20 protein-coding genes and 3 tRNA genes are annotated in these 20,398 nt (G+C 73.2%); 14 read left to right on the top strand and 9 right to left on the bottom strand.

Features of this window, described 5'->3' with window-relative positions:
* Positions 1-7: 7 nt before the first annotated feature.
* Positions 8-883: a zinc metalloprotease HtpX gene (htpX, locus tag FB476_RS12745; RefSeq protein ID WP_141819348.1), complete on the top strand. Its 876-nt coding sequence runs from the start codon at positions 8-10 to the stop codon at positions 881-883.
* A gap of 40 nt (positions 884-923) precedes the next feature.
* On the opposite strand, the gene folP is transcribed toward htpX, so the two are convergent.
* The 4 genes from folP to FB476_RS12725 all read right to left on the bottom strand — a co-directional run bounded on the left by folP (position 924) and on the right by FB476_RS12725 (position 4,384).
* The gene (gene folP, locus FB476_RS12740; protein WP_141819346.1) at positions 924-1,865 is read right to left on the bottom strand and encodes a dihydropteroate synthase; all 942 of its coding nucleotides are present in this window, start codon (positions 1,863-1,865) and stop codon (positions 924-926) included.
* A gap of 209 nt (positions 1,866-2,074) precedes the next feature.
* Positions 2,075-3,514 (bottom strand): hypothetical protein, encoded by a 1,440-nt coding sequence (locus tag FB476_RS12735; RefSeq protein WP_141819344.1) that lies wholly within the window; start codon positions 3,512-3,514, stop codon positions 2,075-2,077.
* A gap of 59 nt (positions 3,515-3,573) precedes the next feature.
* A complete protein-coding gene (locus FB476_RS12730; RefSeq protein WP_141819343.1) occupies positions 3,574-4,122 on the bottom strand; it encodes an RNA polymerase sigma factor in 549 nt (182 codons plus the stop codon).
* Between the two features lie 176 nt (positions 4,123-4,298).
* Positions 4,299-4,384, bottom strand: a tRNA-Tyr gene (locus tag FB476_RS12725).
* An 81-nt stretch (positions 4,385-4,465) separates the two neighbouring features.
* On the opposite strand from FB476_RS12725, the gene FB476_RS12720 reads away from it, so the two are divergent.
* The 3 genes from FB476_RS12720 to rocD all read left to right on the top strand — a co-directional run bounded on the left by FB476_RS12720 (position 4,466) and on the right by rocD (position 7,659).
* Positions 4,466-4,963, top strand: coding sequence for a YajQ family cyclic di-GMP-binding protein (locus FB476_RS12720; RefSeq protein ID WP_141819341.1), 498 nt, complete (start codon positions 4,466-4,468; stop codon positions 4,961-4,963).
* A 34-nt stretch (positions 4,964-4,997) separates the two neighbouring features.
* Positions 4,998-6,335, top strand: coding sequence for an MFS transporter (locus FB476_RS12715; RefSeq protein ID WP_141819339.1), 1,338 nt, complete (start codon positions 4,998-5,000; stop codon positions 6,333-6,335).
* A gap of 100 nt (positions 6,336-6,435) precedes the next feature.
* Positions 6,436-7,659, top strand: a complete 1,224-nt coding sequence (gene rocD, locus FB476_RS12710; protein ID WP_141819337.1) for an ornithine--oxo-acid transaminase — start codon at positions 6,436-6,438, stop codon at positions 7,657-7,659.
* Positions 7,660-7,755: 96 nt separating this feature from the next.
* On the opposite strand, the gene FB476_RS12705 is transcribed toward rocD, so the two are convergent.
* Positions 7,756-8,709, bottom strand: a complete 954-nt coding sequence (locus FB476_RS12705) for a helix-turn-helix transcriptional regulator (RefSeq protein WP_141819335.1) — start codon at positions 8,707-8,709, stop codon at positions 7,756-7,758.
* A 62-nt stretch (positions 8,710-8,771) separates the two neighbouring features.
* Here FB476_RS12705 and FB476_RS12700 point away from each other — a divergent pair, with 62 nt between their 5' ends.
* Positions 8,772-9,527: an alpha/beta fold hydrolase gene (locus FB476_RS12700; RefSeq protein ID WP_141819333.1), complete on the top strand. Its 756-nt coding sequence runs from the start codon at positions 8,772-8,774 to the stop codon at positions 9,525-9,527.
* 4 nt (positions 9,528-9,531) lie between these two features.
* On the opposite strand, the gene FB476_RS12695 is transcribed toward FB476_RS12700, so the two are convergent.
* Both FB476_RS12695 and FB476_RS12690 read right to left on the bottom strand, forming a co-directional pair.
* A complete protein-coding gene (locus FB476_RS12695) occupies positions 9,532-11,553 on the bottom strand; it encodes an acyl-CoA dehydrogenase family protein (protein WP_141819331.1) in 2,022 nt (673 codons plus the stop codon).
* Complete coding sequence (locus tag FB476_RS12690; RefSeq protein ID WP_141819329.1) at positions 11,550-12,245, bottom strand: TetR/AcrR family transcriptional regulator; 696 nt, start codon at positions 12,243-12,245, stop codon at positions 11,550-11,552. The genes FB476_RS12695 and FB476_RS12690 overlap by 4 nt, the downstream gene beginning before the upstream one ends.
* A gap of 101 nt (positions 12,246-12,346) precedes the next feature.
* Between FB476_RS12690 and FB476_RS12685 the strand changes: the two genes are divergently transcribed.
* The 9 genes from FB476_RS12685 to FB476_RS12645 all read left to right on the top strand — a co-directional run bounded on the left by FB476_RS12685 (position 12,347) and on the right by FB476_RS12645 (position 18,530).
* Positions 12,347-13,639, top strand: coding sequence for an acetyl-CoA C-acetyltransferase (locus tag FB476_RS12685; protein ID WP_141819327.1), 1,293 nt, complete (start codon positions 12,347-12,349; stop codon positions 13,637-13,639).
* Between the two features lies 1 nt (position 13,640).
* Positions 13,641-15,062 (top strand): 3-oxoacyl-ACP reductase, encoded by a 1,422-nt coding sequence (locus FB476_RS12680; RefSeq protein ID WP_141819325.1) that lies wholly within the window; start codon positions 13,641-13,643, stop codon positions 15,060-15,062.
* 1 nt (position 15,063) lies between these two features.
* Positions 15,064-15,990: a MaoC family dehydratase gene (locus tag FB476_RS12675; RefSeq protein WP_141819323.1), complete on the top strand. Its 927-nt coding sequence runs from the start codon at positions 15,064-15,066 to the stop codon at positions 15,988-15,990.
* Positions 15,991-16,100: 110 nt separating this feature from the next.
* Positions 16,101-16,173, top strand: a tRNA-Thr gene (locus FB476_RS12670).
* A gap of 32 nt (positions 16,174-16,205) precedes the next feature.
* Positions 16,206-16,282 (top strand) — tRNA-Met (locus FB476_RS12665).
* A 46-nt stretch (positions 16,283-16,328) separates the two neighbouring features.
* Positions 16,329-16,499: a 50S ribosomal protein L33 gene (gene rpmG / locus FB476_RS12660; protein WP_022919863.1), complete on the top strand. Its 171-nt coding sequence runs from the start codon at positions 16,329-16,331 to the stop codon at positions 16,497-16,499.
* A 77-nt stretch (positions 16,500-16,576) separates the two neighbouring features.
* Positions 16,577-17,023 (top strand): FAS1-like dehydratase domain-containing protein, encoded by a 447-nt coding sequence (locus FB476_RS12655; RefSeq protein WP_141819321.1) that lies wholly within the window; start codon positions 16,577-16,579, stop codon positions 17,021-17,023.
* Positions 17,023-17,430, top strand: coding sequence for a MaoC/PaaZ C-terminal domain-containing protein (locus tag FB476_RS12650; protein WP_141819319.1), 408 nt, complete (start codon positions 17,023-17,025; stop codon positions 17,428-17,430). The genes FB476_RS12655 and FB476_RS12650 overlap by 1 nt, the downstream gene beginning before the upstream one ends.
* A complete protein-coding gene (locus FB476_RS12645; RefSeq protein ID WP_141819317.1) occupies positions 17,427-18,530 on the top strand; it encodes a UDP-N-acetylmuramate dehydrogenase in 1,104 nt (367 codons plus the stop codon). Before FB476_RS12650 ends, FB476_RS12645 begins: the two co-directional genes overlap by 4 nt.
* 33 nt (positions 18,531-18,563) lie before the next feature.
* Here FB476_RS12645 and FB476_RS12640 read toward each other — a convergent pair whose 3' ends face one another.
* Positions 18,564-19,031 (bottom strand): hypothetical protein, encoded by a 468-nt coding sequence (locus FB476_RS12640; RefSeq protein WP_141819315.1) that lies wholly within the window; start codon positions 19,029-19,031, stop codon positions 18,564-18,566.
* A 267-nt stretch (positions 19,032-19,298) separates the two neighbouring features.
* Positions 19,299-20,393, bottom strand: a complete 1,095-nt coding sequence (locus tag FB476_RS12635; protein WP_141819313.1) for an adenosine deaminase — start codon at positions 20,391-20,393, stop codon at positions 19,299-19,301.
* Between the last annotated feature and the right edge of the window lie 5 nt (positions 20,394-20,398).

Below are 20,398 nucleotides of genomic sequence, written 5' to 3'. Positions count from 1 at the left end.
ACCAGACATGCACAGGCACTACAACGGGGTGAAGACGACCCTCCTCCTGGGCGCCATCTGGGCGCTCTTCCTCGCGCTCGGCGCGGTGGTCGGCGGCGGCCGCTACATCTGGCTGTTCGCCCTGCTCGGCCTGGGCACGACGTTCTACAGCTACTGGAACTCCGACAAGCTCGCCCTCCGGGCGATGCGGGCCGTGCCGGTCACGCGCGAGCAGCAGCCGGCGATGTACCGCATCGTCGAGGAGCTGGCCGCCCAGGCCGGCAAGCCGATGCCGCGGCTCTACGTCAGCCCCACCGCCGCCCCCAACGCCTTCGCAACCGGCCGCAACCCGCAGAACGCCGCGGTCTGCTGCACCGAGGGCATCCTCCACCTGCTCGACGAGCGGGAGCTGCGCGGCGTCCTGGGCCACGAGCTCATGCACGTCTACAACCGCGACATCCTCACCGGCTCGGTGGCCGCGGGCATCGCCGGCGTCATCACCTCGGTGGCCCAGATGATGCTCTTCTTCGGCGGCGGCAACCGCCAGAACGGCGGCAACCCGATCGCGATGATCGCCATGGCGCTGCTCGCGCCCTTCGCCGCCAGCGTCATCCAGCTGGCCATCAGCCGCACCCGTGAGTACGACGCGGACGAGGACGGCGCGGCGCTGACCGGCGACCCGCTGGCCCTCGCCTCGGCCCTGCGCAAGCTCGAGGCCGGCACGGCGCGCGCGCCGCTCGCCCCGGAGCCGCAGGTCGTCAACGCCAGCCACATGATGATCGCCAACCCCTTCCGGGCCGGCGACGTGGGACGCCTCTTCGCCACCCACCCGCCGATGACGCAGCGGATCGCGCGCCTCGAGGGCATGGCCCAGAGCCGGCAGCCGGGCATCGAGCGCTTCTGAGCACACCGAAGCGGCGGCGCCCACCGGCGACCGGCAGGCGTCAGCCGCGACCCGGCTCGCCCCGTTCGCTGAGCAGCGGAGGGCGGTCGCCCCGGATGCTGGCGACCATGTCGACGACCAGCCGGGTCGCGCGCACGTCGTGCGCCCGGAAGACCGTGGTCCCCAGCCAGGCGGCCACCGCCGTGGCGGCCAGCGTGCCCTCGAGCCGCTCGTCGGCCTCCAGGTCGAGCGTCTCCCCGATGAAGTCCTTGCGCGAGAGCGCCTGGAGCACGGGGAAGCCCAGGGCTGCCACGTCGGCGGTGTGGCGCAGCGTGACCAGCGAGTGCCGCGTCGTCTTGCCGAAGTCGAGGGTGGGGTCGACGAGGATCCGCTCCGCCGGGACGCCCGCCTCGAGCGCCGTCCGGGCGCCCGCGGCGAGCACCCGCAGCACGTCGCGGACGACCGCGAGCTCGTCGTCGCCGTGCTCGTCGGCGTAGCGCACGTCCACCGGGTCGGTGCGCGGCGGCAGCCCGCCGGTGTGCGAGCAGACCACGCCGGCGCCGATCCGCGCGGCGACGTGCACCAGCTCGGGGTCGTGCCCGGCCCAGGTGTCGTTGACGAGGTCGACCACGCCGGCGGCGGCCTCCGCCACCTCGCTGCGCCAGGTGTCGAGGGACAGCACCAGGTCGGGGTATGCCGTGCGCGCCGCTTCCAGGAAGGGCACCACCCGGTCGATCTCCTGGGCGGCGGTGACGTGCGCGCCCTCCTGCCCGGCGCGGACCCCGCCCACGTCGACGAGGTCGGCACCGGCCGCCACGGCGGCGTGCAGGGCGGCCATCGCGTCCTCGAGCGCCGCGTGCCGGTTGCCGGCCCAGAACGAGTCGCTCGTCCGGTTGATGATCGCCATGACCGCCGGCCGGCCGGGGTCGAAGGCCCGCCCGCGCAGGACCAGGGCGGGCGGGCGCGGCAGCTGCGGCGGCCGGGGGAGGGGAACCGTCGTCATGGGCGGCCATGCTGCCACGGGGTGGCGGCGAGGCGGCGCCCGGACCGGGGCGGCACGCCCCTGCCCGCGGCAGACCTCCGGCATACCCGCAGCGCACCGACCCGCACCCGTCACGCGCGACGACGCCCCGGGGGATGCGGCCCGGGGCGTCGTGGGGGCGAGGAGCTCAGCGCCTCGCTCGCCCCCTGGGGGTCGAGGGGATCAGCGCCTCACTCGCCCCAGCTCTGCCACTCGATGGCCTCGTCGGCCACCGCCAGCACCGCGTAGTGCATGCCGTCGGCGGTGACCAGCTTCCAGGCCGGGACCTCGAGCGGGCCGTTGGTCTGCGCCCACAGCGAGCCGGTGGTGAGCTCCGCGCTGACGACGACCTTGTCCTTGAGGAGCATCGGGATCTTCATCCCCGGCTCGATCTGGGCGGTCTCGGGCATCTCGACCTCCATGCCGGGGTCGATCGGCCGCGAGATGGCCACGGAGTCGTCGAGCTCCTCGGTGAGGGTGACGCCGTAGTCGGTCGAGAACTCCCGCTGGCCGTAGCGCTCGACCGCCTCGACGGCCGAGATGACCGGGTAGTCGCCGAGGGACATCATCTCGCCCCACGACCCGTAGAGGCTGATGACGCCCTCGGGCCCGACCTGGGCGCTCATCGTCACCGGCCCGTTGCGCTGGCCGTCCATCCACCCCTCGACCATGACCTGGTTGGTGGACTCGTCCTGGTACTCGGAGACCTCGAGGGTGAAGACCGACAGGTCGATGCCGGTCGTCGCGAAGAAGTCGCGGGCGGCGGCGAGCGCCTGCTCGTCGTTGGGCCTCGGGGCGTCGCTGGTGCGGCACCGCGACGCGTCGGGGAAGGGCACGTCCTCGCCGAAGGCCTTCGCCCACTCCTCGCGCACCTGCTGCATGTCGGCCTCGGGCATCTCGCTGTACATCTCGGTGCACCACGGGCTGCCGAACATGTCGTCGTAGGAGAAGCTCAGCACCCCTCCGCCGTCGGCGGAGACGCTCAGCATCCGCCCCTGGTCGAGGTCGTAGAGGGCGTTGCTGCCGAACCAGCCGTACTCGCTGCTCTCCGCCGGTGCCACGCCGTCGAAGTCGAGCCGCTCGGCCCACTGCTGGAGGAACTCCTCGGGGTCCTCGTCGGAGACCATCGCGCGGACCTCGGCGGTGCCGCGCTCGGTCGGCAGGCCGGGGCCGGCGGTCAGCCGCACGGGGCCCGGGTCCCACAGGCCGCCGGAGTCGTCGCCGCCGTAGCCCATCTCGGAGTCCTCGGTGATCTTCAGCTCGCTGCCGGCGGCCTCGGCGGGGGAGGCGGGCTCGATCATGTCCTGGACCAGGTCGGCCGCGGCGGAGTCGTCCGTCCCTTCGCCCGCGGCGACCTGGCGGCCGCCGGTGTCGGGGGCCTGCTGGGCACCGATGGCGTAGCCACCGGCTCCGAAGCCGAAGGCAGCGACCGCGGCCGCCGCGATCCACGGGGCGCGCAGCCCCTGGCCGCGGAAGACGTCGTCGTCGACGCGGGTCGCGTGCTCGACGCCCTGGCTGGCAGGGGCCTTCTGCGCGATGCGCGCCCGGAGGGAGTGGAGGTCGGGGTGCGATCCGGTGGCCGGGTCGCTGGCCCGCAGGCGGGCCAGGGCCTCGTCGTCGTGGTCGACCATGGTGTCTTCTCCTCGAACGGAAGTGGTGTCAGGAAGTGGGTGGGGGAGGCGGGAGGGACCTAGTGGTCCTCGTCCCAGGCCTCTCGGAGGCGGGCGCGGGCCCGGGAGAGGGCGGCGGCCGCACCGCCACGGGTCAGGCCGAGCGCGCGGGCCAGGCCCTCGCCGTCGAGGCCCTCCCACGCGTGGAGCATGAGCACCATCCGGTCGCGGGCGCTGAGGCGGGCGAGCGCGCGGCGCACCTCGTCGTCCTCCATGACCAGCTCCGCCGGGTCGACGCTGCGCGCGGTGTGCTGGTCCTCGTCGCCGGAGTAGTCGGAGATGAGGGTGAGGGTCGGCTTGCGCCGGTGGTTGGCGAGCACGAAGGACGCCGTCTTGTAGAGCCACGGCAGCTCGAAGCCCTCGGGGATCTTGTCCCGGCGGCGCCACGCCGTCGCGAAGACCTCGGCGGTGAGGTCCTCGACGTCGACGTGGCTGGCGCGCCGGACGAAGTAGCGGTGGACGGAGGTCGCGTGCTGGGCGAAGAAGCCGTCGAACCACGGCGCGTCCCGCACGTTCTCGGGCACCATGCCGGGGCTCGCACCTCCCTCGCCCGCGAGGCGTAGTGCCATCTCGTTCTCCTGCCGGTCGTTGGCGGCGGCGCCCCCATCCGGGGCGCCGACAACCTCACTATGTCGCTCGCGCACCACGTGTTGCACCGGCCGCGCCGACGGCGTGCGCGGGACGAACGGCCCGGGAACGACGAACGGCTGGTCGCTCCCCGTGGGGACCGACCAGCCGTTCGCGCTGGTGGCAGGTGCAGGATTCGAACCTGCGTAGGCGTACGCCGACGGATTTACAGTCCGCTTCCATTGGCCACTCGGACAACCTGCCAGTGCGCACTTCGCAGCGCGCGGATGAAAGGATAACAGCCTCACGGAGCAGGTCCGAACCCAGCACAGGAGGTATGCCGTCATGGCCGACTCGTCCTTCGACATCGTCAGCAAGGTCGACCGTCAGGAGGTGGCCAACGCCGTCAACCAGGCGGCCAAGGAGATCTCGCAGCGCTACGACTTCCGCAACATCGGCGCGAGCGTCGAGCTCGCCGGCGACGTCATCAAGATGACCGCCAACAGCGCCGAGCGGTGCGAGGCGGTGCTCGACGTGCTGCAGACCAAGCTCGTCAAGCGCGGCGTCTCGCTCAAGCACCTGGACTACAGCGACGACGGCGAGCCGCGGCTCTCCGGCAAGGAGTACCGGCTGGAGGCGACGCTGCAGTCCGGCATCTCCAGCGAGAACGCCAAGAAGATCTCCAAGATCATCCGCGAGGAGGGCCCGAAGTCGGTCAAGCCGGTCATCCAGGGCGACGAGCTGCGCGTGACCTCCAAGTCCCGCGACGACCTCCAGGAGGTGCAGCGCCTCCTCAAGAGCAAGGACCTCGACGTGGCGCTGCAGTTCACCAACTACCGGTGAGGAGCACCCCGGGCCGTCGGCTAGCCTAGTGCTCATGTCGAGCACATCTACCGCGACGACGCGGCCCACCCGACCGGAGCGGATGGGGCGGCTGCCCTTCACCCGGCTGCACCTCCGGACGCTCGTCGGCGCGGGCACCGGCTGGGCGCTGGACGCCATGGACGTCGGGCTGATCTCCTTCGTCGGCCTGGCGATCGCGACGTCCTGGGACCTGACGACGACCCAGCAGTCCTGGCTGCTCTCGATCGGCTTCGTGGGCATGGCGCTGGGGGCAACCTTCGGCGGCCTGCTGGCCGACCGCTACGGCCGGCGGACGGTCTTCGCCGCGACGCTCCTCGTCTACGGCCTGGCGACCGGCGCCTCGGCGCTCGCGACCTCGCTCGCCGCCCTGCTCCTGCTGCGCTTCCTCGTCGGCCTCGGCCTGGGCGCGGAGCTGCCGGTCGCCTCGACCCTCGTCAGCGAGCTGTCGCCGACCCGTATCCGGGGCCGGGTGGTCGTGGCGCTCGAGTCCTTCTGGGCGGTCGGCTGGCTGCTGGCGGCGCTCATCGGCTTCTTCGTCGTCCCGCGCTTCGACGACGGCTGGCGGTGGGCCTTCGCCATCGGCCTGGTGCCCGCCCTGTGGGCCGTGGTCGTGCGGTGGGGGCTGCCCGAGTCGCCGCTCTTCCTCGAGCGCCGCGGCCGGGCCGCCGAGGCGGAGGCCGTCGTCCGGCGGTTCGAGGACTCTGCCGGCGTCGAGCACGTCGAGTCGCGCGAGCTGCCGCCCGTCGAGCCGCACGTCCCGGGCCAGCTGTGGTCGGCCGCCTACCGGGTCCGCACCGCCGGCATCTGGCTGGTGTGGTTCTGCGTCAACTTCTCCTACTACGGCGCCTTCATCTGGATGCCGAGCCTGCTCCACGCCCAGGGCTACGACCTCGTCCGCTCCTTCGGCTACACGCTGATCATCACGCTCGCCCAGCTGCCCGGCTACGCGGTGGCGGCGGTGCTCGTCGAGGTCTGGGGCCGGCGACTGACGCTGGCCACCTTCCTCGTCGGCTCGGCGGTCTCGGCGACCTTCTTCGGCCTGGCCGACGGCACGGCGCAGATCCTCGTCGCCGGCATGGCGCTGTCCTTCTTCAACCTGGGCGCCTGGGGTGCCCTGTATGCCGTCACACCGGAGATCTACCCGACCACCATCCGCGGGGTCGGGGCGGGCGCGGCCGCCGGCTTCGGCCGGCTCGCCTCCATCCTGGCGCCGTTGTCGGTGCCGGTGGTCCTCGGCTGGTGGGGCAACGGCGGCCTGTTCGCGCTCTTCGGCGGGGCCTTCGCCGTCGGCGCGGTCGCGGCCTACCTGCTGCTGCCCGAGCAGGCCGGCGACGCGCTGGACGCGAGTTGACCGAGGGGGTCGGGCATGGTGCATACTTTTGCGCAATGCTGTATGACTACGCATCGATGGCCCTGCTCCATCGCCCCGACGCACCCCTAGGATGACCCGCATGACGCAGCTCACCACGAACCAGGACTACATCGCCCTCGAGGACAAGGTCGCCGCCCACAACTACAGCCCGCTGCCGGTCGTGGTCGAGCACGCCGAGGGGATCTGGGTCACCGACGTGGAGGGCAACCGCTACCTCGACGCGCTGTCCGGCTACTCGGCGCTGAACTTCGGCCACCGCCACCCCGCGCTCGTGGAGGCCGCCAAGAAGCAGCTCGACAAGTCGACGCTGACCAGCCGCGCGTTCCACAACGACCAGCTCGGCCCGTTCTGCGCCGCGCTCTCCGAGCTCGTGGGCAAGGACATGATCCTGCCGATGAACACCGGCGCCGAGGCGGTCGAGACCGCGCTGAAGATCGCCCGCAAGTGGGGCTACCTCGTCAAGGGCGTCGCCGCCGAGCAGGCCGAGATCATCGTCATGGACGGCAACTTCCACGGCCGCACCACGACGATCATCTCCTTCTCCGACGACCCGGAGGCCCGCGACCACTACGGCCCCTACACCCCGGGCTTCGTCTCGGTGCCCTACGGCGACCTCGCCGCGATCGAGGCCGCGATCAACGACAACACCGTCGCGGTGCTCGTCGAGCCGATCCAGGGCGAGCAGGGCGTGAAGATCCCGGGCGAGGGCTTCCTGCCCGGGCTGCGCCGGCTGACCAAGGACACGAACGTCCTGATGATCGCCGACGAGATCCAGGCCGGCCTGGGCCGTGTCGGCACCACCCTGGCCTGCCAGTACGAAGGCGTCGAGGCCGACATGTACACCCTGGGCAAGGCGCTGGGCGGCGGCATCGTGCCGGTCTCGGCCGTCGCGGCCGACGCCGACGTGATGAACGTCATCACCCCGGGCACCCACGGCTCGACCTTCGGCGGCAACCCGCTCGCCGCGGCCGTCGGCCTGGCCGTCTGCGAGCTGCTCGCCACCGGCGAGCACCAGCAGAACGCCGCCAGCCTCGAGGGTCAGTTCCGCGAGGCCCTGGAGGCGCTGCTCGGCAACGGTGTCGTCGAGGTGCGCGTGCGCGGCCTGTGGGCGGGCATCGACATCGACCCCGAGCTCATGACCGGCAAGGACGCCTGCAAGCGCCTCGCCAAGAAGGGCGTTCTGGCCAAGGACACCCACGGCTCCACCATCCGCCTCGCCCCGCCGCTGACGATCACCTCCGAGGAGCTGAAGATCGTCACCGACGCGCTCGCCGAGGTCGTCACCGAGGCCGCCTCGGCCTGACCCGACCCGGGCGCACCGCGCCCCTTCGTCGTGCGACCGCAGCCCGACCGCCCCTCCGGCGGTCGGGCTGCGGCCGTCTCCGGGGTCGTCGTCACCTCAGCCCGCCGCGGCCGCCAGCCGGGCGCCCAGCTCGCGCACCTTCTCCTTCAGCTCGGGCGGGTCCAGCACCTCGAAGGGCACCCCGAGCCAGAGCGTCTCGATCGCCAGGTAGTCGAGGGTCTCGGCCCCCGTCTCGAGCTCGCAGGTGCCGTCGCCGAGGTCCGTGAGCGCGCCGGCGTTCTGGGGCACCCGGGCCGCGATGTCGTCGAGCGGGGCGTGGAGCCGCAGGCGCGCGACATACCGGTAGGGGGAGCGGAGCACCGACTGCCGTACGTACTCCACGGGGTCCGGCGCCGGGCGGGGCGTGAAGCGGAAGGTGGTCGCGTGCACGGTCGCGGGGTCCACCCGGTCGAGCCGGAACGAGCGCCAGTCGTCCTTGCCGCTGTCGTGGGCGAGGAAGTACCACCGGCGGCCCATCGTCACGACCCGGTAGGGCTCGACCCGACGGCTCGACTCCTCGCCGGAGCGGTCGCGATAGGTGAAGTCGAGCAGCACGCGGTCGCGGCAGGCGCGCGCCACCGTGCTGAGCAGCGCCGCCGGGACCGGCACCGAGACCCCCTCGACCGCGACGACCGCCTCACTGATGGCCTCCACCTCCCCGCGCAGCGACGAGGGCAGGACCTGGTCGAGCTTGGCGAGCGCGCGCAGGGCCGACTCCTCGACGCCCGTGACCGAGCCGCCCGCGGCCACCCGCAGGCTCACGGTGACCGCGACCGCCTCGTCCGGGTCGAGCAGCAGGGGAGGAAGCTTGCCGCCGGCGCCGAGCTGGTAGCCGCCGCCCAGCCCGGTGCTCGCCCGCACCGGATAGCCCAGGCGCCGCAGCCGGTCGACGTCGCGGCGCACGCTGCGCGTGGTGACGCCCAGCCGCTCGGCGAGCTCCTCGCCGGTCCACATGGCCCGGCTCTGCAGGAGCCCGAGCAGCTGGAGCACGCGGGCGGTCGGGTCGCTCATGGGTCCCAGACTGCACCAGATCACGGACAGAGGTTGTCCGCATGGCCCGTCAGAGTGGGGGTATGGCGTTTCCGACACCTGACCAGACCGTTCCCGCCGGCGGCTCGACCCGCCCCTACCTCGTGCTCGTGCCCGGATTCTGGCTCGGAGCCTGGGCCTGGGACGACGTGCTCCCGCTCCTGCGCGACCGCGGCGTGGACGCGGTGGCTCTCACGCTGCCCGGGCTCGAGCCCGACCACCCCGACCGCGGCTCCGTGACCCTCGAGGACCACGTGCGCGCGATCGAGGAGGCGCTCGCCGCGGCGCCGGAGGGGGCACGGGTCGTCCTCGTCGCCCACAGCGGCGCGGCGGTGCCGGCCACGGCGGCCCTCGACCGGCACGTCGACGAGATCGACCGCGTCGTGTGGGTCGACACCGCCCCGGCCCGCGACGGCTTCGCGATGAACCCCGACCTCGACGGGGACGGCTACCCGTTGTCGGCGCAGTGGGACGAGGAGATGGAGGGCGGCTCCATGCGGGGCCTGACCGAGGAGCAGCTCCGCACCTTCCAGGAGCGGGCGGTGCCCCAGCCGGGCGCGGCGCTGCGCGACGCCGTGCGGCTCACGGACGACCGCCGCCACGACGTGCCCGCCACGCTCGTGGCGACCGCCTTCTCGGCGGAGGACTACCGCTCCTACGCCGAGCAGGGCGCCGGCTTCCTCGCGGCGCTGCCCGACTACCGACGGCTGGAGATGGTCGACCTGCCGACCGGCCACTGGCCGATGTGGAGCGAGCCCGAGCGCCTCGCGCAGCTCCTCGCCGACGTGGCGCGGGGCTGACGCGTCAGGCGCCCGGGGTCCAGCGCTCCGGGTCGGTGAGCATCGCCGAGCCCAGCCAGGCCTCCGGCACGCCCATGCCCTCGACCAGCTCGAGGGCGACCGGCCGCAGCTCGCCGCACAGCTTGTTGATCTGGGCGGTGACCGCCTTGGCCCGCGCCGGCGACATCCGGTTGTGGCTGAGGAACCAGCCGGAGTCGGCCTCGATCGAGCTCAGCGCGTAGAGGGTGCACAGCCGCTCCAGCACGTCGCGGACGGTGCCCTCCTCGAGCGCGTCGATCCCGGCGGCGAAGGCCTCCAGCACGACCCGGTCCATGTGGGTCCGGGCCGCCAGCAGCACGTGGTCCTGGGCGTTGTTGAAGGTCTCGAAGGCGTCGCCGGAGGACTTGCGCAGACGGGTGGCGAGGGTCTCGAGCACGTGGCGCTCGCGGTCGGCGAACATCGACAGGTGCCAGCCGCGCTCGAGCAGCGTCTCGTCCTCGGAGCGGCGGGCGGCCGCGGCCACGAGCCGGTCGACGAGCGGGCGCACGGACGTCGCCTCGACGAACTGCCCGCCGATGGAGCGGGCGGCGAACTGCACCATGCCCCTGACGTCGAGGTCGCCCCACATCTCCTTGTAGCCGGTGAGCAGCCCCTTGGCGACGAGCTGGAGCAGCACGGTGTTGTCGCCCTCGAAGGTGGCGAAGACGTCGGCGTCGGCCCGCAGGGTGGTCAGGCCGTTCTCGGAGAGGTAGCCCGCCCCGCCGCACGCCTCACGGCATACCTGGTTGGTGTCGTTGGCGAAGCGGGTGATGACGGCCTTGAGGCCCGCGGCCCGGGTCTCCAGCTCGCGCTGGGCGACCAGGTCCTTCTCGGGCATCTCGTGCAGCTCCTGCAGCCGCTCGACGCACTCGTTGAGGGCGAACATGTAGGCGTAGGAGGTCGCGATGGCCGGCAGCAGCTTGCGCTGGTGGGCCAGGTAGTCGAGGAGCACGACCTCGCCCTCGCGGTCGGGAGCGCCGAACTGGCGTCGGCGCAGGGCGTAGCGGGTGGCGATCGACAGCGCCTTGCGCGCCGAGACGGCGGCGCCCTCGGCGACGCAGATGCGCCCGCGCACGAGGGTGCCCAGCATCGTGAAGAAGCGTTTGCTGTCGCCCTCGATGTCGGAGACGTAGACCCCGGTGTCGTCGATGCCGCCGTAGCGGTTCAGCAGCATCCGGCGCGGCACGCGCACCTGGTCGAAGCGGATCGTGCCGTTGTCGACGCCGAGGAGCCCGCCCTTGTGACCGTTGTCGCCGAGCGTGATGCCGGGCAGGGGCTCGCCGGCCTCGTCGCGGAGGGGCACGAGCACGACGTGGACGCCGTGGGAGGTCCCGCCCACGACCAGCTGGCCGTAGACCGCGGCGATCGAGGCGTCCTCGGCGGCGGCGCCGATGTAGCTCTTCACCGACGACGGGGTGGGGGAGTGCACGACGATCTCGTCGGTCTCCTCGTCGTAGGTGAGGGTGGTCTCGAGCGAGGCGACGTCGGAGCCGTGGCCGAACTCGGTCATGGCGTAGCAGCCGACCTGCTCCAGCGAGATCGCCGGGGGGATGAAGGTCTCGTGGTGCCAGGCCGTGCCGAGGCTGGTGACGGCGCCGCCGTAGAGGCCGAAGTGGACGCCGGACTTCACGGTGAGCGAAAGGTCGCCGTGGGCCGTCATCTCGAAGTCGACGCACGAGCGGCCCAGGTCGTCCAGGCCCCCCTGGGCGACGGGAAAGCCGCTGCCCGCCATGCCGAGGCCGACGAGACGGCGCAGCGCCTGGCGGGTCCACTCGCGGGCCTCGGGCAGGGTCAGGCCGGGGTCGCGGACCATGAGGTCGGCGGGGACGCTGGCGCGGGCCAGGTCGCGGGCCGGGCCGTAGCGGCCGCCGGTGGCGCGCCGCAGGGCCTCGCCGAGCTCGGTGATCCGCTCCTCGGTCGAGACCTCCGTGGCCTGGTCGGTGGCCCCGGCGGGCAGGGTCACGTCGGTGTCGACGGCGGGCGTGCGGGTGGGGCTCGAAGCGGTCATCGTCGTCCTCCGGGAGTGGTGTCGGTCGGGGTCAGGGCGGGGCGGAGCAGGGCCACGACGGCGGCGGCGACCTCGTCGGCGCCCGGGTGGTCCTCGCCGGTGCTGCGGCTGGCGAGCCAGTGGTCGGAGACGTTGCGGACCATGCCGACGATCCCGTGCGCCCAGACCTGGGCGTGCAGGGCGGCGGCGGGGTCCGCGGTCGTGTCGAGGTGCTCGCGCAGGGTCTCGGCGAGCTGCTCGGCGATGCGGTCGGTGATGTGGTCGACGGGGTCGCCGTCGGCGCCCTCCTGCGTCTCCAGGGGCCGGGTCACCACGAAGCGGTAGATCTCGGGGTCGCGCTCGACGAGCTCGAGGTAGGAACGGACCATCTGGCCGATGCGCTCCACGACGTCGCGCCCGCCGGCAGCGGCCTCGGCGAGGTCGCCCAGGATCGTCTCGTCGACGGCGGCGACGACCGCCCGGTAGAGACCGGCGCGGTCACCGAGGTGGCGGTAGAGCACGGTCTTGCTCGTCGACCCCTCGGCCGCGATCTCGTCCATGCCCACGCCGGCGCCGTGCTTGCGGATGGCCCGCAGCGCGGCCTCGACGAGCTGGCGGCGCCGCCGGGTGCGGTGCGCCTCCCAGCGCACGTCCCGGCCGTCGCGGACGGGCCCGGGGGCGACGCCGGGAGCAGGGGGGAGCACAGGTGCCATGCCGCACACAGTACCGCGTACCGTCCGTATCGGCTACAGTCGGTATCGGATACCTCCCTCGTCCCGCCGCGCCCCGGCGGGCACACCACTAGGAGCCTCGATTGTCCGACTCGACCATCGCCCGAGACGCCGTCATCGTCGGCGGCAACCGGATCCCGTTCGGCAAGGCCGGGGGTGCGTATGCCGCGGCCTCCAACCAGTCCATGCTCACCGCCGCGATCGACGGGCTGGTCGCCCGCTTCGGCCTGGCCGGCCAGCAGGTCGGCGAGGTGGCGGCCGGTGCCGTGCTCAAGCACGCCCGTGACTTCAACCTCACCCGCGAGTCCGTGCTCGGCTCCGCGCTCGCGCCGACCACGCCGGCCTACGACCTGCAGCAGGCGTGCGGCACCGGCCTGGAGACCGTGATCCAGGCCGCCAACAAGATCCGCCTCGGCCAGGTCGACTCCGCCATCGCCGGTGGTGTCGACTCCGCCAGCGACGCCCCGATCGCCGTCGGCGAGGGCCTGCGCAAGGCCCTCCTCAAGGCCAACGCCGCCCGCACCCCGATGCAGCGCGTCAAGGCGCTCGCGGGCATCCGCCCCGGTGACCTGGCCCCCGAGACGCCGCGCAACTCCGAGCCGCGCACCGGCCTGTCGATGGGCGAGCACCAGGCCCGCACCGCCAAGGAGTGGGGCATCACCCGCGAGGCCCAGGACGAGCTGGCCGTCGCAAGCCACCACAACCTGGCCCGCGCGTGGGAGTCCGGCTTCTTCGACGACCTCGCCACCGGCTTCCTGCGCCTCTCCCGTGACGAGGGCCTGCGCCCCGACACCTCCGTGGAGAAGCTCGCCGGCCTCAAGCCGGTCTTCGGCAAGGGCGAGGGCGCCACGATGACGGCCGGCAACTCCACGCCGCTCTCCGACGGTGCCGCCGTCGTGCTGCTCTCCAGCCGTGAGTGGGCCGAGGAGCGCAACCTGCCCGTGCTGGCCCGCTTCGTCGACGCCGAGGTGGCCGCGGTCGACTACGTCTCCGGCGAGGAGGGGCTGCTCATGGCGCCCGCCTACGCGGTGCCGCGCCTGCTGGCCCGTCAGGGGCTGACGCTGCAGGACTTCGACTACTACGAGATCCACGAGGCCTTCGCCTCCACGGTGCTCGCCACGATGGCGGCCTGGGAGTCGGAGGAGTTCTGCCGCGACCGCCTGGGCCTCGACGCCCCGCTCGGCTCCGTCGACCGGAGCAAGCTCAACGTCAACGGGTCCTCGCTGGCGGCCGGTCACCCGTTCGCCGCCACCGGTGGCCGCATCGTGGCCACCCTGTCCAAGCTCCTGGCCGAGAAGGGCCCGGGCTCCCGGGGCCTGGTCTCGATCTGCGCCGCCGGCGGCCAGGGCGTCGTCGCGATCCTGGAGGGCTGCTGACATGGCCGATATCGTGCAGGTGCTGACCACCAACCCGCTCGCCAAGCAGCTGGGCGTGCCCCAGCCGACCCGGCTGCGCCGCGGTCGTGAGCTGCCCTCCGGGCCGGTCGTCCTCGGCGCCGCCGGCGGCTCGCCGTCCATCGTGCGCCGCACCCTGGACCTCCTGGGCGTGCCCGTGCAGGACGCGCTCCGCGACGTCCCCGAGGCCCGCGTCACCGAGACCGACGACAAGGGCCGCGAGCGCCAGGTGCCCCCGTCCTACCCGGCCCGCATCGGGGCCGTGCTCGTCGACGCCACCGCGGTGACCTCGATCGCCGATCTCGAGGAGGTCCGGCAGGTCCTGCGTCCCGCCCTGAGGTCGCTGGAGCCCTCGGCCCGCGTCGTCGTCGTGGGCGTCGAGCCCGAGACCGCCGGCGGGCCGGTGGCCGTCGCCGCCCAGCAGGCGCTCGAGGGCGTCGTCCGCAGCGTCGGCAAGGAGCTGCGCCGTGGCGCCACCGCCAACCTGGTGCGCGTCGACCTGCTCACCGGCACCCCCACCACCCCGGAGGACCTGGGCTCGACGATGTCCTTCCTCCTCGAGGGCCGCTCGGCCTACGTGTCCGGCCAGGTGTTCCACGTCGGTCACGCCGACGAGGGCCGCGTGGGCGACCTCACGACCCCGCGCCCGTTCGAGGGCCGGATCGTCGTCGTGACCGGTGCCGGCCGCGGCATCGGCGCGTCCATCGCCGAGGTCTTCGCCCGGGACGGCGCGGCCGTCGTGGCCGTGGACGTCCCGGCCGGTGGCCAGGGTCTGGCCTCCGTCGCCAACAAGATCGGTGGCACGGCGCTGCAGCTCGACATCACCGTGCCGGACGCCGGCAGCAGGATCGCCGCCCACGTGGCCCAGCGTTTCGGCGAGGGTGCGCGCATCCACACGATCGTGCACAACGCCGGCATCACCCGCGACAAGCTGCTCGTCAACACCGACGAGGACCGCTGGGGCAGCGTGCTCGAGGTCAACCTCGCGGCGCAGACGCGCATCAACGAGATCCTCCTCGACCCCGAGCTGCCCGGCGGCCTGGACGACGAGGGGCGCATCATCGGCGTGGCCTCGACGTCCGGCATCGCGGGCAACCGCGGCCAGGCCAACTACGCCGCCTCCAAGGCAGGCGTCGTCGGGCTGGTCCGGGCCATGGGCGCCGACCAGGGGCTCGCGGCCCGCGGCATCACGGTCAACGCGGTGGCTCCCGGCTTCATCGAGACCGAGATGACGGCCAAGATCCCGCTCGCCACCCGCGAGATCGGCCGACGCATCAACTCGCTGCAGCAGGGCGGCCGTCCGGTGGACGTCGCCGAGGCCATCGCCTGGTTCGCCCAGCCCGCCAGTGCCGCGGTGACCGGCCAGGTGCTGCGGGTCTGCGGCCAGTCGCAGCTGGGGGCGTGAGATGACCGATCTGCCTCCCACCTCCGGCGCGGCCGCCGGCGACCTCGACGTCCGCCTGCTCGACGGGGCGCCCTCGATCCCGGCCTCCCTCGTCCGTGGTCTCGCCACGGCTCCGGGGCGTCCGGGAGCCCGCGGCAGCCTCCCCGGGCACCGTCTCGTCCAGACCGGGGTGGAGCAGGACCTGCGCCGGCTCGCGGACTACTGCGAGCTGACCGGCTCGGTCCTCGGCGACCGCGTCCCGGCCACCTGGCTGCACGTCCTCACGTTCCCTCTCCAGGTCGCCCTCATGGCCGGGCGCGACTTCCCGTTCCCGATGCTCGGGATGGTGCACGTCGCCAACACCATGACGCAGCACCGCCCCGTCACGGTGGCCGAGACGCTGGCCCTCAGCTCCTGGGCCGAGCGGATGGCGCCCCACCGCAAGGGCACCACCGTCGACCTGGTCGGTGAGGCCCGCGTCGGCGACCAGGTCGTCTGGGAGGGCCGCAGCACCTACCTCGTGCGCGGCGCGGGGTCCCAGGCCCCAGCCGAGCAGTCGCGTCCTGCGGAGGAGGCGCCGCCCGTGGAGGAGCCGCCCGCACGTTCCACCACCGAGCTCGCGCAGTGGCGCCTGCCGGCCGACCTCGGGCGGCGCTACGCCCGGGTCGCGGGCGACGCCAACCCGATCCACCTGACCGCGCTCACCGCGAAGGCCCTGGGCTTCCCCCGGGCCATCGCCCACGGAATGTGGACGCACGCCCGGGCGTTGTCGGCCCTGGGCCCCCGCGTGCCGGAGAGCTACGTCGTCGACGTGCAGTTCGCCAAGCCGGTGCTGCTGCCCTCCACTGTGGTCCTGCGGGGCGACCTGGGAGAGGGTTCGGCGCGCCTCGCCGTGACCTCCCGCGACGGGTCCCGAACGCACCTGTCCATGCAGGTCAACGGCCTGTGAGCCCCCTTCGCGGCGGTGCCGGCCGGGCCGTTTTGGAACTGTCCGGCACCGTCGTGTAAGGTTGCTTCTCGCTGCCGCGGGTCCGACAAGGATCCGAGGAACAACAGCCCGCCCCTATAGCTCAGTCGGTAGAGCGTCTCCATGGTAAGGAGAAGGTCAACGGTTCGATTCCGTTTGGGGGCTCTGGCAGGTCGGCCGTCTGGCCGCCCGCCCGAGGCGGGATAGCTCAGCTGGTTAGAGCGCACGACTCATAATCGTGAGGTCGCGGGATCGAGCCCCGCTCCCGCTACCAAGAATTTCCGCACCAAGACACCACCTTTTCGAGAGCAGGTTGCACCATGGCCGGCAAGTCCCAGGACGTTCGCCCGAAGATCACCCTGGCATGCACGGAGTGCAAGGAGCGCAACTACATCACCAAGAAGAACCGTCGGAACAACCCCGACCGGCTCGAGATGGCGAAGTTCTGCCCGCGCTGCGGCAAGCACACCGCGCACCGCGAGACCCGCTGACCCAGTCAGCACGCGAGGCCGTCACCCCCACGGGTGGCGGCCTTTCGTCATGTCCGGGGGCCGTTAGGCTGGCGCCCATGGCCCTCAACCCCGACTACGCCGGTCGTGTCTACCCGCCGGCGGGCCCGTTCCCCGTCACCCGCGAGGAGATCGCCGCCTTCGCCGACGCGGTCGGCTCCACCGTCGCGGCCCACCGCGACCCGGAGGCCGCCCGCGCGCTCGGCTACGCCGACGTCGTGGCCCCGCCGACCTTCGCGGTCCGGATCGCGCAGCAGTGCGAGGCCCAGCTGGTCACCGACCCCGGGGCCGGCATCGACTTCGCCCGCGTCGTGCACGGCGACGAATCGTTCGTCCACCACCGCCCCGTCGTCGCCGGGGACGTGCTCACCGGCGTGCTGCACGTGGACCGCATGCGCGAGGCCGGCGGTCACGGCATGGTCACCACCCGTGTCGAGCTGTCGGACGCCGACGGGGCCCCCGTCACCACCGTGACGTCCACGATCGTCGTGCGAGGAGAGAGCTGATGAGCGCCACCACCGACCCGGCCGCCCTGACGCGGACGGTGACCGTCGACCGCGCCCGCCTCGTGGCCTACGCCGACGCCTCGGGCGACCAGAACCCCATCCACCAGGACGCCGAGGTCGCGCGCTCCGTCGGGCTCGAGGACGTCATCGCCCACGGCATGTGGACGATGGGTGCGGCGCTGGACGCGGTCACGGCCTACGCCGGCGGGGATCCCGGGCGCGTCCTGTCCTGCGCCACGCGCTTCACCGGGATGGTCGTCGTGCCCGAGGGCGAGACCGTCGAGGTCCAGGTCGAGGGCGCCGTGAAGAAGGTCGACGAGGAGGCCGGCACCGAGACCGTGGAGCTGACCGTCACCTGCGGCGGGCAGAAGGTCCTCGGGCGGTGCCAGGCCGTGGTCCGGGTATGACGTCGCTCTCCGAGCTGACCACCATGCGCGTCGGCGGGCCGCCCCGGCGGCTCGTGACCGTCACCACCGAGGCCGAGCTCGTCGAGGCCGTGCGCGGGGTCGACGCCGCGGGCGAGCCGCTGCTCGTCGTCGGCGGCGGGTCCAACCTGCTGGTCTCCGACGAGGGCTTCGAGGGCACGGTGGTGCTGGTCCGCACCCGTGGCCTCGAGGTGCCGCACGACAGCGCCTGCGGCGGGGTCAGCGTGACCGTGGCCGCCGGCGAGGTGTGGGACGACGTCGTGGCCGAGGCCGTCGAGCGCGGCTGGTCGGGCATCGAGGCGCTCTCCGGCATCCCGGGAGCCACCGGCGCGACCCCGGTGCAGAACGTCGGCGCCTACGGCCAGGAGGTCGGTCAGACGATCGCGCAGGTGCGGGTCTGGGACCGCTCCGAGGCGCGCATCCGGACGCTCTTCGCCACCGACCTGCGCTTCTCCTACCGGCACTCGGTCCTCAAGGAGTCGATGCTCGGGCCGGACGCGCCCGCAGGGGCGGTGACGCCGCGCCACGTCGTGCTCTCGGTGACCTTCTCGCTGCGCCCGACCGAGCTCTCCCAGCCGATCGGCTACGCCGCGCTGGCCGACGGCCTCGGGGTCGAGCTGGGGTCCCGGGTCCCGCTGGCCCGGGCCCGCGAGGCCGTGCTCGCCCAGCGCCGTCAGCGCGGGATGGTCCTCGACGCCCCCGACCACGACACCTGGAGCTGCGGCTCGTTCTTCACCAACCCGATCCTCACGCAGGAGCAGATGGCCGCCGTCCGCGAGCGCGCCGCGGCCAGGCTCGGAGCAGACGGACCGAGGCCCCCCGAGTTCCCCGACCCGGACGGCGCGTTCGTCAAGACCTCGGCCGCCTGGCTCATCGACAAGGCGGGCTTCGGCAAGGGCTACGGCACGCGCGACGGCCGGCCGGCGGGTTTGTCGACGAAGCACACGCTGGCCCTGACCAACCGCGGCTCGGCCCGCGCCGAGGACGTCCTCGCGCTCGCGCGGGAGATCCGCGACGGTGTCGAGGAGGCCTTCGGTGTGCGGCTCGTCAACGAGCCGGTGCTCGTCGGTCTCGAGCTCTAGGACCGGCGTCGCCCCGCCCGGCGGGGCGACCGGTCAGTAGGGCCACCGCGGCCCCTCTCCCTCGACGTAGGGCCGGGGCTTCTTGCCGTAGACCGTCCCGGGCGGGATCTCGAAGCCCTCGGCCGTCCAGCCCGGCTGCGGCCCGTACCCGCGGTTGCCGAGCTGCTCGTGGTAGATCCACCACATCGGCCCACCTCGGCTCCGCCGCACCCGCCGGTGCGCCGGGAAGCGGCTGCCCACCCGGGTGGTGGCCCGCAGGTCCGTCTCGTCCCACGCGACGTCGGGTCGTTCCGACCCGACCGGGAGCACCACCAGCTCGTACCCCGTCCCCTCGAGGAGCACGAGCACGTCAGCCAGCCGCAGGCTCCCCGCGTCCACCTCCGCCTGCGCAACCCTGTCGCGGCTGATGCCCCGAGTGGCCGCATACGCCCGCTGGCTCAGGCCCCGCCGGCGGCGGTCGGCGCGCAGCGCCAGCCCGACGTCTCGCCGCGGGCCCTCCATGGCTCTCCTTCTGCCAGACATGCCTTGACCGTGCGACATCGACCTACCCCAGTCCAGGGAGCGCGGGCGGCCTGTGGACGGCCTGGCGAGCGTGCCCGGGAGTGTGCATCCGAAGACACGTGACATTGGTTGCCTCACCCAACCAGCCACGACGGCGGTTGCACTGGGCCGCCAACCGAACCGGTGGTGCGTAGGGCGCCCCAACCACGACTGTGGTGCGAGAGAGGCACCAATGTCACGTCCCCCGAGAAGGGGGTGGCGGGTCGGTCAGGAAGGCGACTCGGCGGGGTCCGCGTCGGTCGGGGGAGAGGCGAGCCAACGGTCGATCTGGGCCAGCAGCTCGCGCTTGGTCTCCTCCGGGGCGCGGGAGCCCTCGATCGAGCCTCGGGCCAGTCGCGCCAGCGCGGCGTCGTCGAGGCCGTGGGCCTCGCGGGCGAGGGTGTACTGCTCGGCCAGGCGGCTCCCGAAGAGCAGCGGGTCGTCCGCGCCCAGGGCCACGCGGGCACCGGAGTCCAGGAGGCGCCGTAGCGGCACCTCGGCCGGGGAGCCGTAGACCCCGAGGGCGACGTTGCTCGACGGGCAGACCTCCAGGGTGACCTGCTGCTCCACCACGCGGCGCAGCACGCGCTCGTCCTCGGCGGAGCGGACGCCGTGCCCGAGGCGGTCCGGGCCCAGGTGCTCCAGCGCGACGTCCACGTGGTCGGGCCCGAGGAGCTCCCCGGCGTGGGGGACGCTCGCCAGCCCGGCGCGGCGGGCGATGCGGAAGGCGGCGGCGAAGTCCTCGGTCATCCCGCGCCGCTCGTCGTTGCTCAGCCCGAAGCCGACCACCGACCCGGCGCCCTCGCCCGCGTGACGGGCGGCCAACCGGGCCAGGGTGCGGGCCTCGAGGGGGTGCCGCATCCGGCTCGCCGCGACCACGACCGCGACCTGGGTCCCCGTGCGCTCCCCGGCCGCACGGGCCTCGTCGAGCACGAGCTCGATCGCCGGCGTGATGCCGCCGACGAAGGGGGCGTAGGACGTCGGGTCGACCTGGATCTCCAGCCAGCGTGAGCCCTCGGCCGCGTCGTCCTCGGCGGCCTCGCGGACGATCCGCCGCATGTCCTCCTCGTTGCGCACGCACGCGCGTGCCGCGTCGTAGAGCCGCTGGAAGCGGAACCACCCCCGCTCGTCCCGGGCGCTGAGCTGCGGCGGCCAGCTGGTGGTGAGCGCCGGCGGCAGGCGCAGCCCGTGCTTGTCCGCGAGCTCGCGCAGCGTCGAGATCCGCATCGACCCGGTGAAGTGCAGGTGCAGGTGCGCCTTGGGCAGCGCGGCCACCGAGCGGACGGAGGCGTCGGCCGGACGGTCGGGGGAGGGTGCGGTCATGGTCG

This window comes from Ornithinimicrobium humiphilum, from assembly GCF_006716885.1.
In the GTDB taxonomy this organism is placed as follows: domain Bacteria; phylum Actinomycetota; class Actinomycetes; order Actinomycetales; family Dermatophilaceae; genus Ornithinicoccus; species Ornithinicoccus humiphilus.
This window is presented reverse-complemented; position numbering and strand designations above follow the sequence as displayed.

Coding starts and splice junctions, on each gene's coding strand:
- FB476_RS12735 (WP_141819344.1), bottom strand. CDS start 3,514: ATGGTCGACCACGACGACGAGGCCCTGGCCCGCCTGCGGGCCAGCGAC.
- FB476_RS12635 (WP_141819313.1), bottom strand. CDS start 20,393: ATGACCGCACCCTCCCCCGACCGTCCGGCCGACGCCTCCGTCCGCTCG.
- FB476_RS12695 (WP_141819331.1), bottom strand. CDS start 11,553: ATGACCGCTTCGAGCCCCACCCGCACGCCCGCCGTCGACACCGACGTG.
- FB476_RS12705 (WP_141819335.1), bottom strand. CDS start 8,709: ATGAGCGACCCGACCGCCCGCGTGCTCCAGCTGCTCGGGCTCCTGCAG.
- FB476_RS12645 (WP_141819317.1), top strand. CDS start 17,427: ATGACGTCGCTCTCCGAGCTGACCACCATGCGCGTCGGCGGGCCGCCC.
- folP (WP_141819346.1), bottom strand. CDS start 1,865: ATGACGACGGTTCCCCTCCCCCGGCCGCCGCAGCTGCCGCGCCCGCCC.
- FB476_RS12680 (WP_141819325.1), top strand. CDS start 13,641: ATGGCCGATATCGTGCAGGTGCTGACCACCAACCCGCTCGCCAAGCAG.
- FB476_RS12675 (WP_141819323.1), top strand. CDS start 15,064: ATGACCGATCTGCCTCCCACCTCCGGCGCGGCCGCCGGCGACCTCGAC.
- FB476_RS12655 (WP_141819321.1), top strand. CDS start 16,577: ATGGCCCTCAACCCCGACTACGCCGGTCGTGTCTACCCGCCGGCGGGC.
- FB476_RS12690 (WP_141819329.1), bottom strand. CDS start 12,245: ATGGCACCTGTGCTCCCCCCTGCTCCCGGCGTCGCCCCCGGGCCCGTC.
- FB476_RS12700 (WP_141819333.1), top strand. CDS start 8,772: ATGGCGTTTCCGACACCTGACCAGACCGTTCCCGCCGGCGGCTCGACC.
- FB476_RS12640 (WP_141819315.1), bottom strand. CDS start 19,031: ATGGAGGGCCCGCGGCGAGACGTCGGGCTGGCGCTGCGCGCCGACCGC.
- htpX (WP_141819348.1), top strand. CDS start 8: ATGCACAGGCACTACAACGGGGTGAAGACGACCCTCCTCCTGGGCGCC.
- rocD (WP_141819337.1), top strand. CDS start 6,436: ATGACGCAGCTCACCACGAACCAGGACTACATCGCCCTCGAGGACAAG.
- FB476_RS12730 (WP_141819343.1), bottom strand. CDS start 4,122: ATGGCACTACGCCTCGCGGGCGAGGGAGGTGCGAGCCCCGGCATGGTG.
- rpmG (WP_022919863.1), top strand. CDS start 16,329: ATGGCCGGCAAGTCCCAGGACGTTCGCCCGAAGATCACCCTGGCATGC.
- FB476_RS12650 (WP_141819319.1), top strand. CDS start 17,023: ATGAGCGCCACCACCGACCCGGCCGCCCTGACGCGGACGGTGACCGTC.
- FB476_RS12715 (WP_141819339.1), top strand. CDS start 4,998: ATGTCGAGCACATCTACCGCGACGACGCGGCCCACCCGACCGGAGCGG.
- FB476_RS12720 (WP_141819341.1), top strand. CDS start 4,466: ATGGCCGACTCGTCCTTCGACATCGTCAGCAAGGTCGACCGTCAGGAG.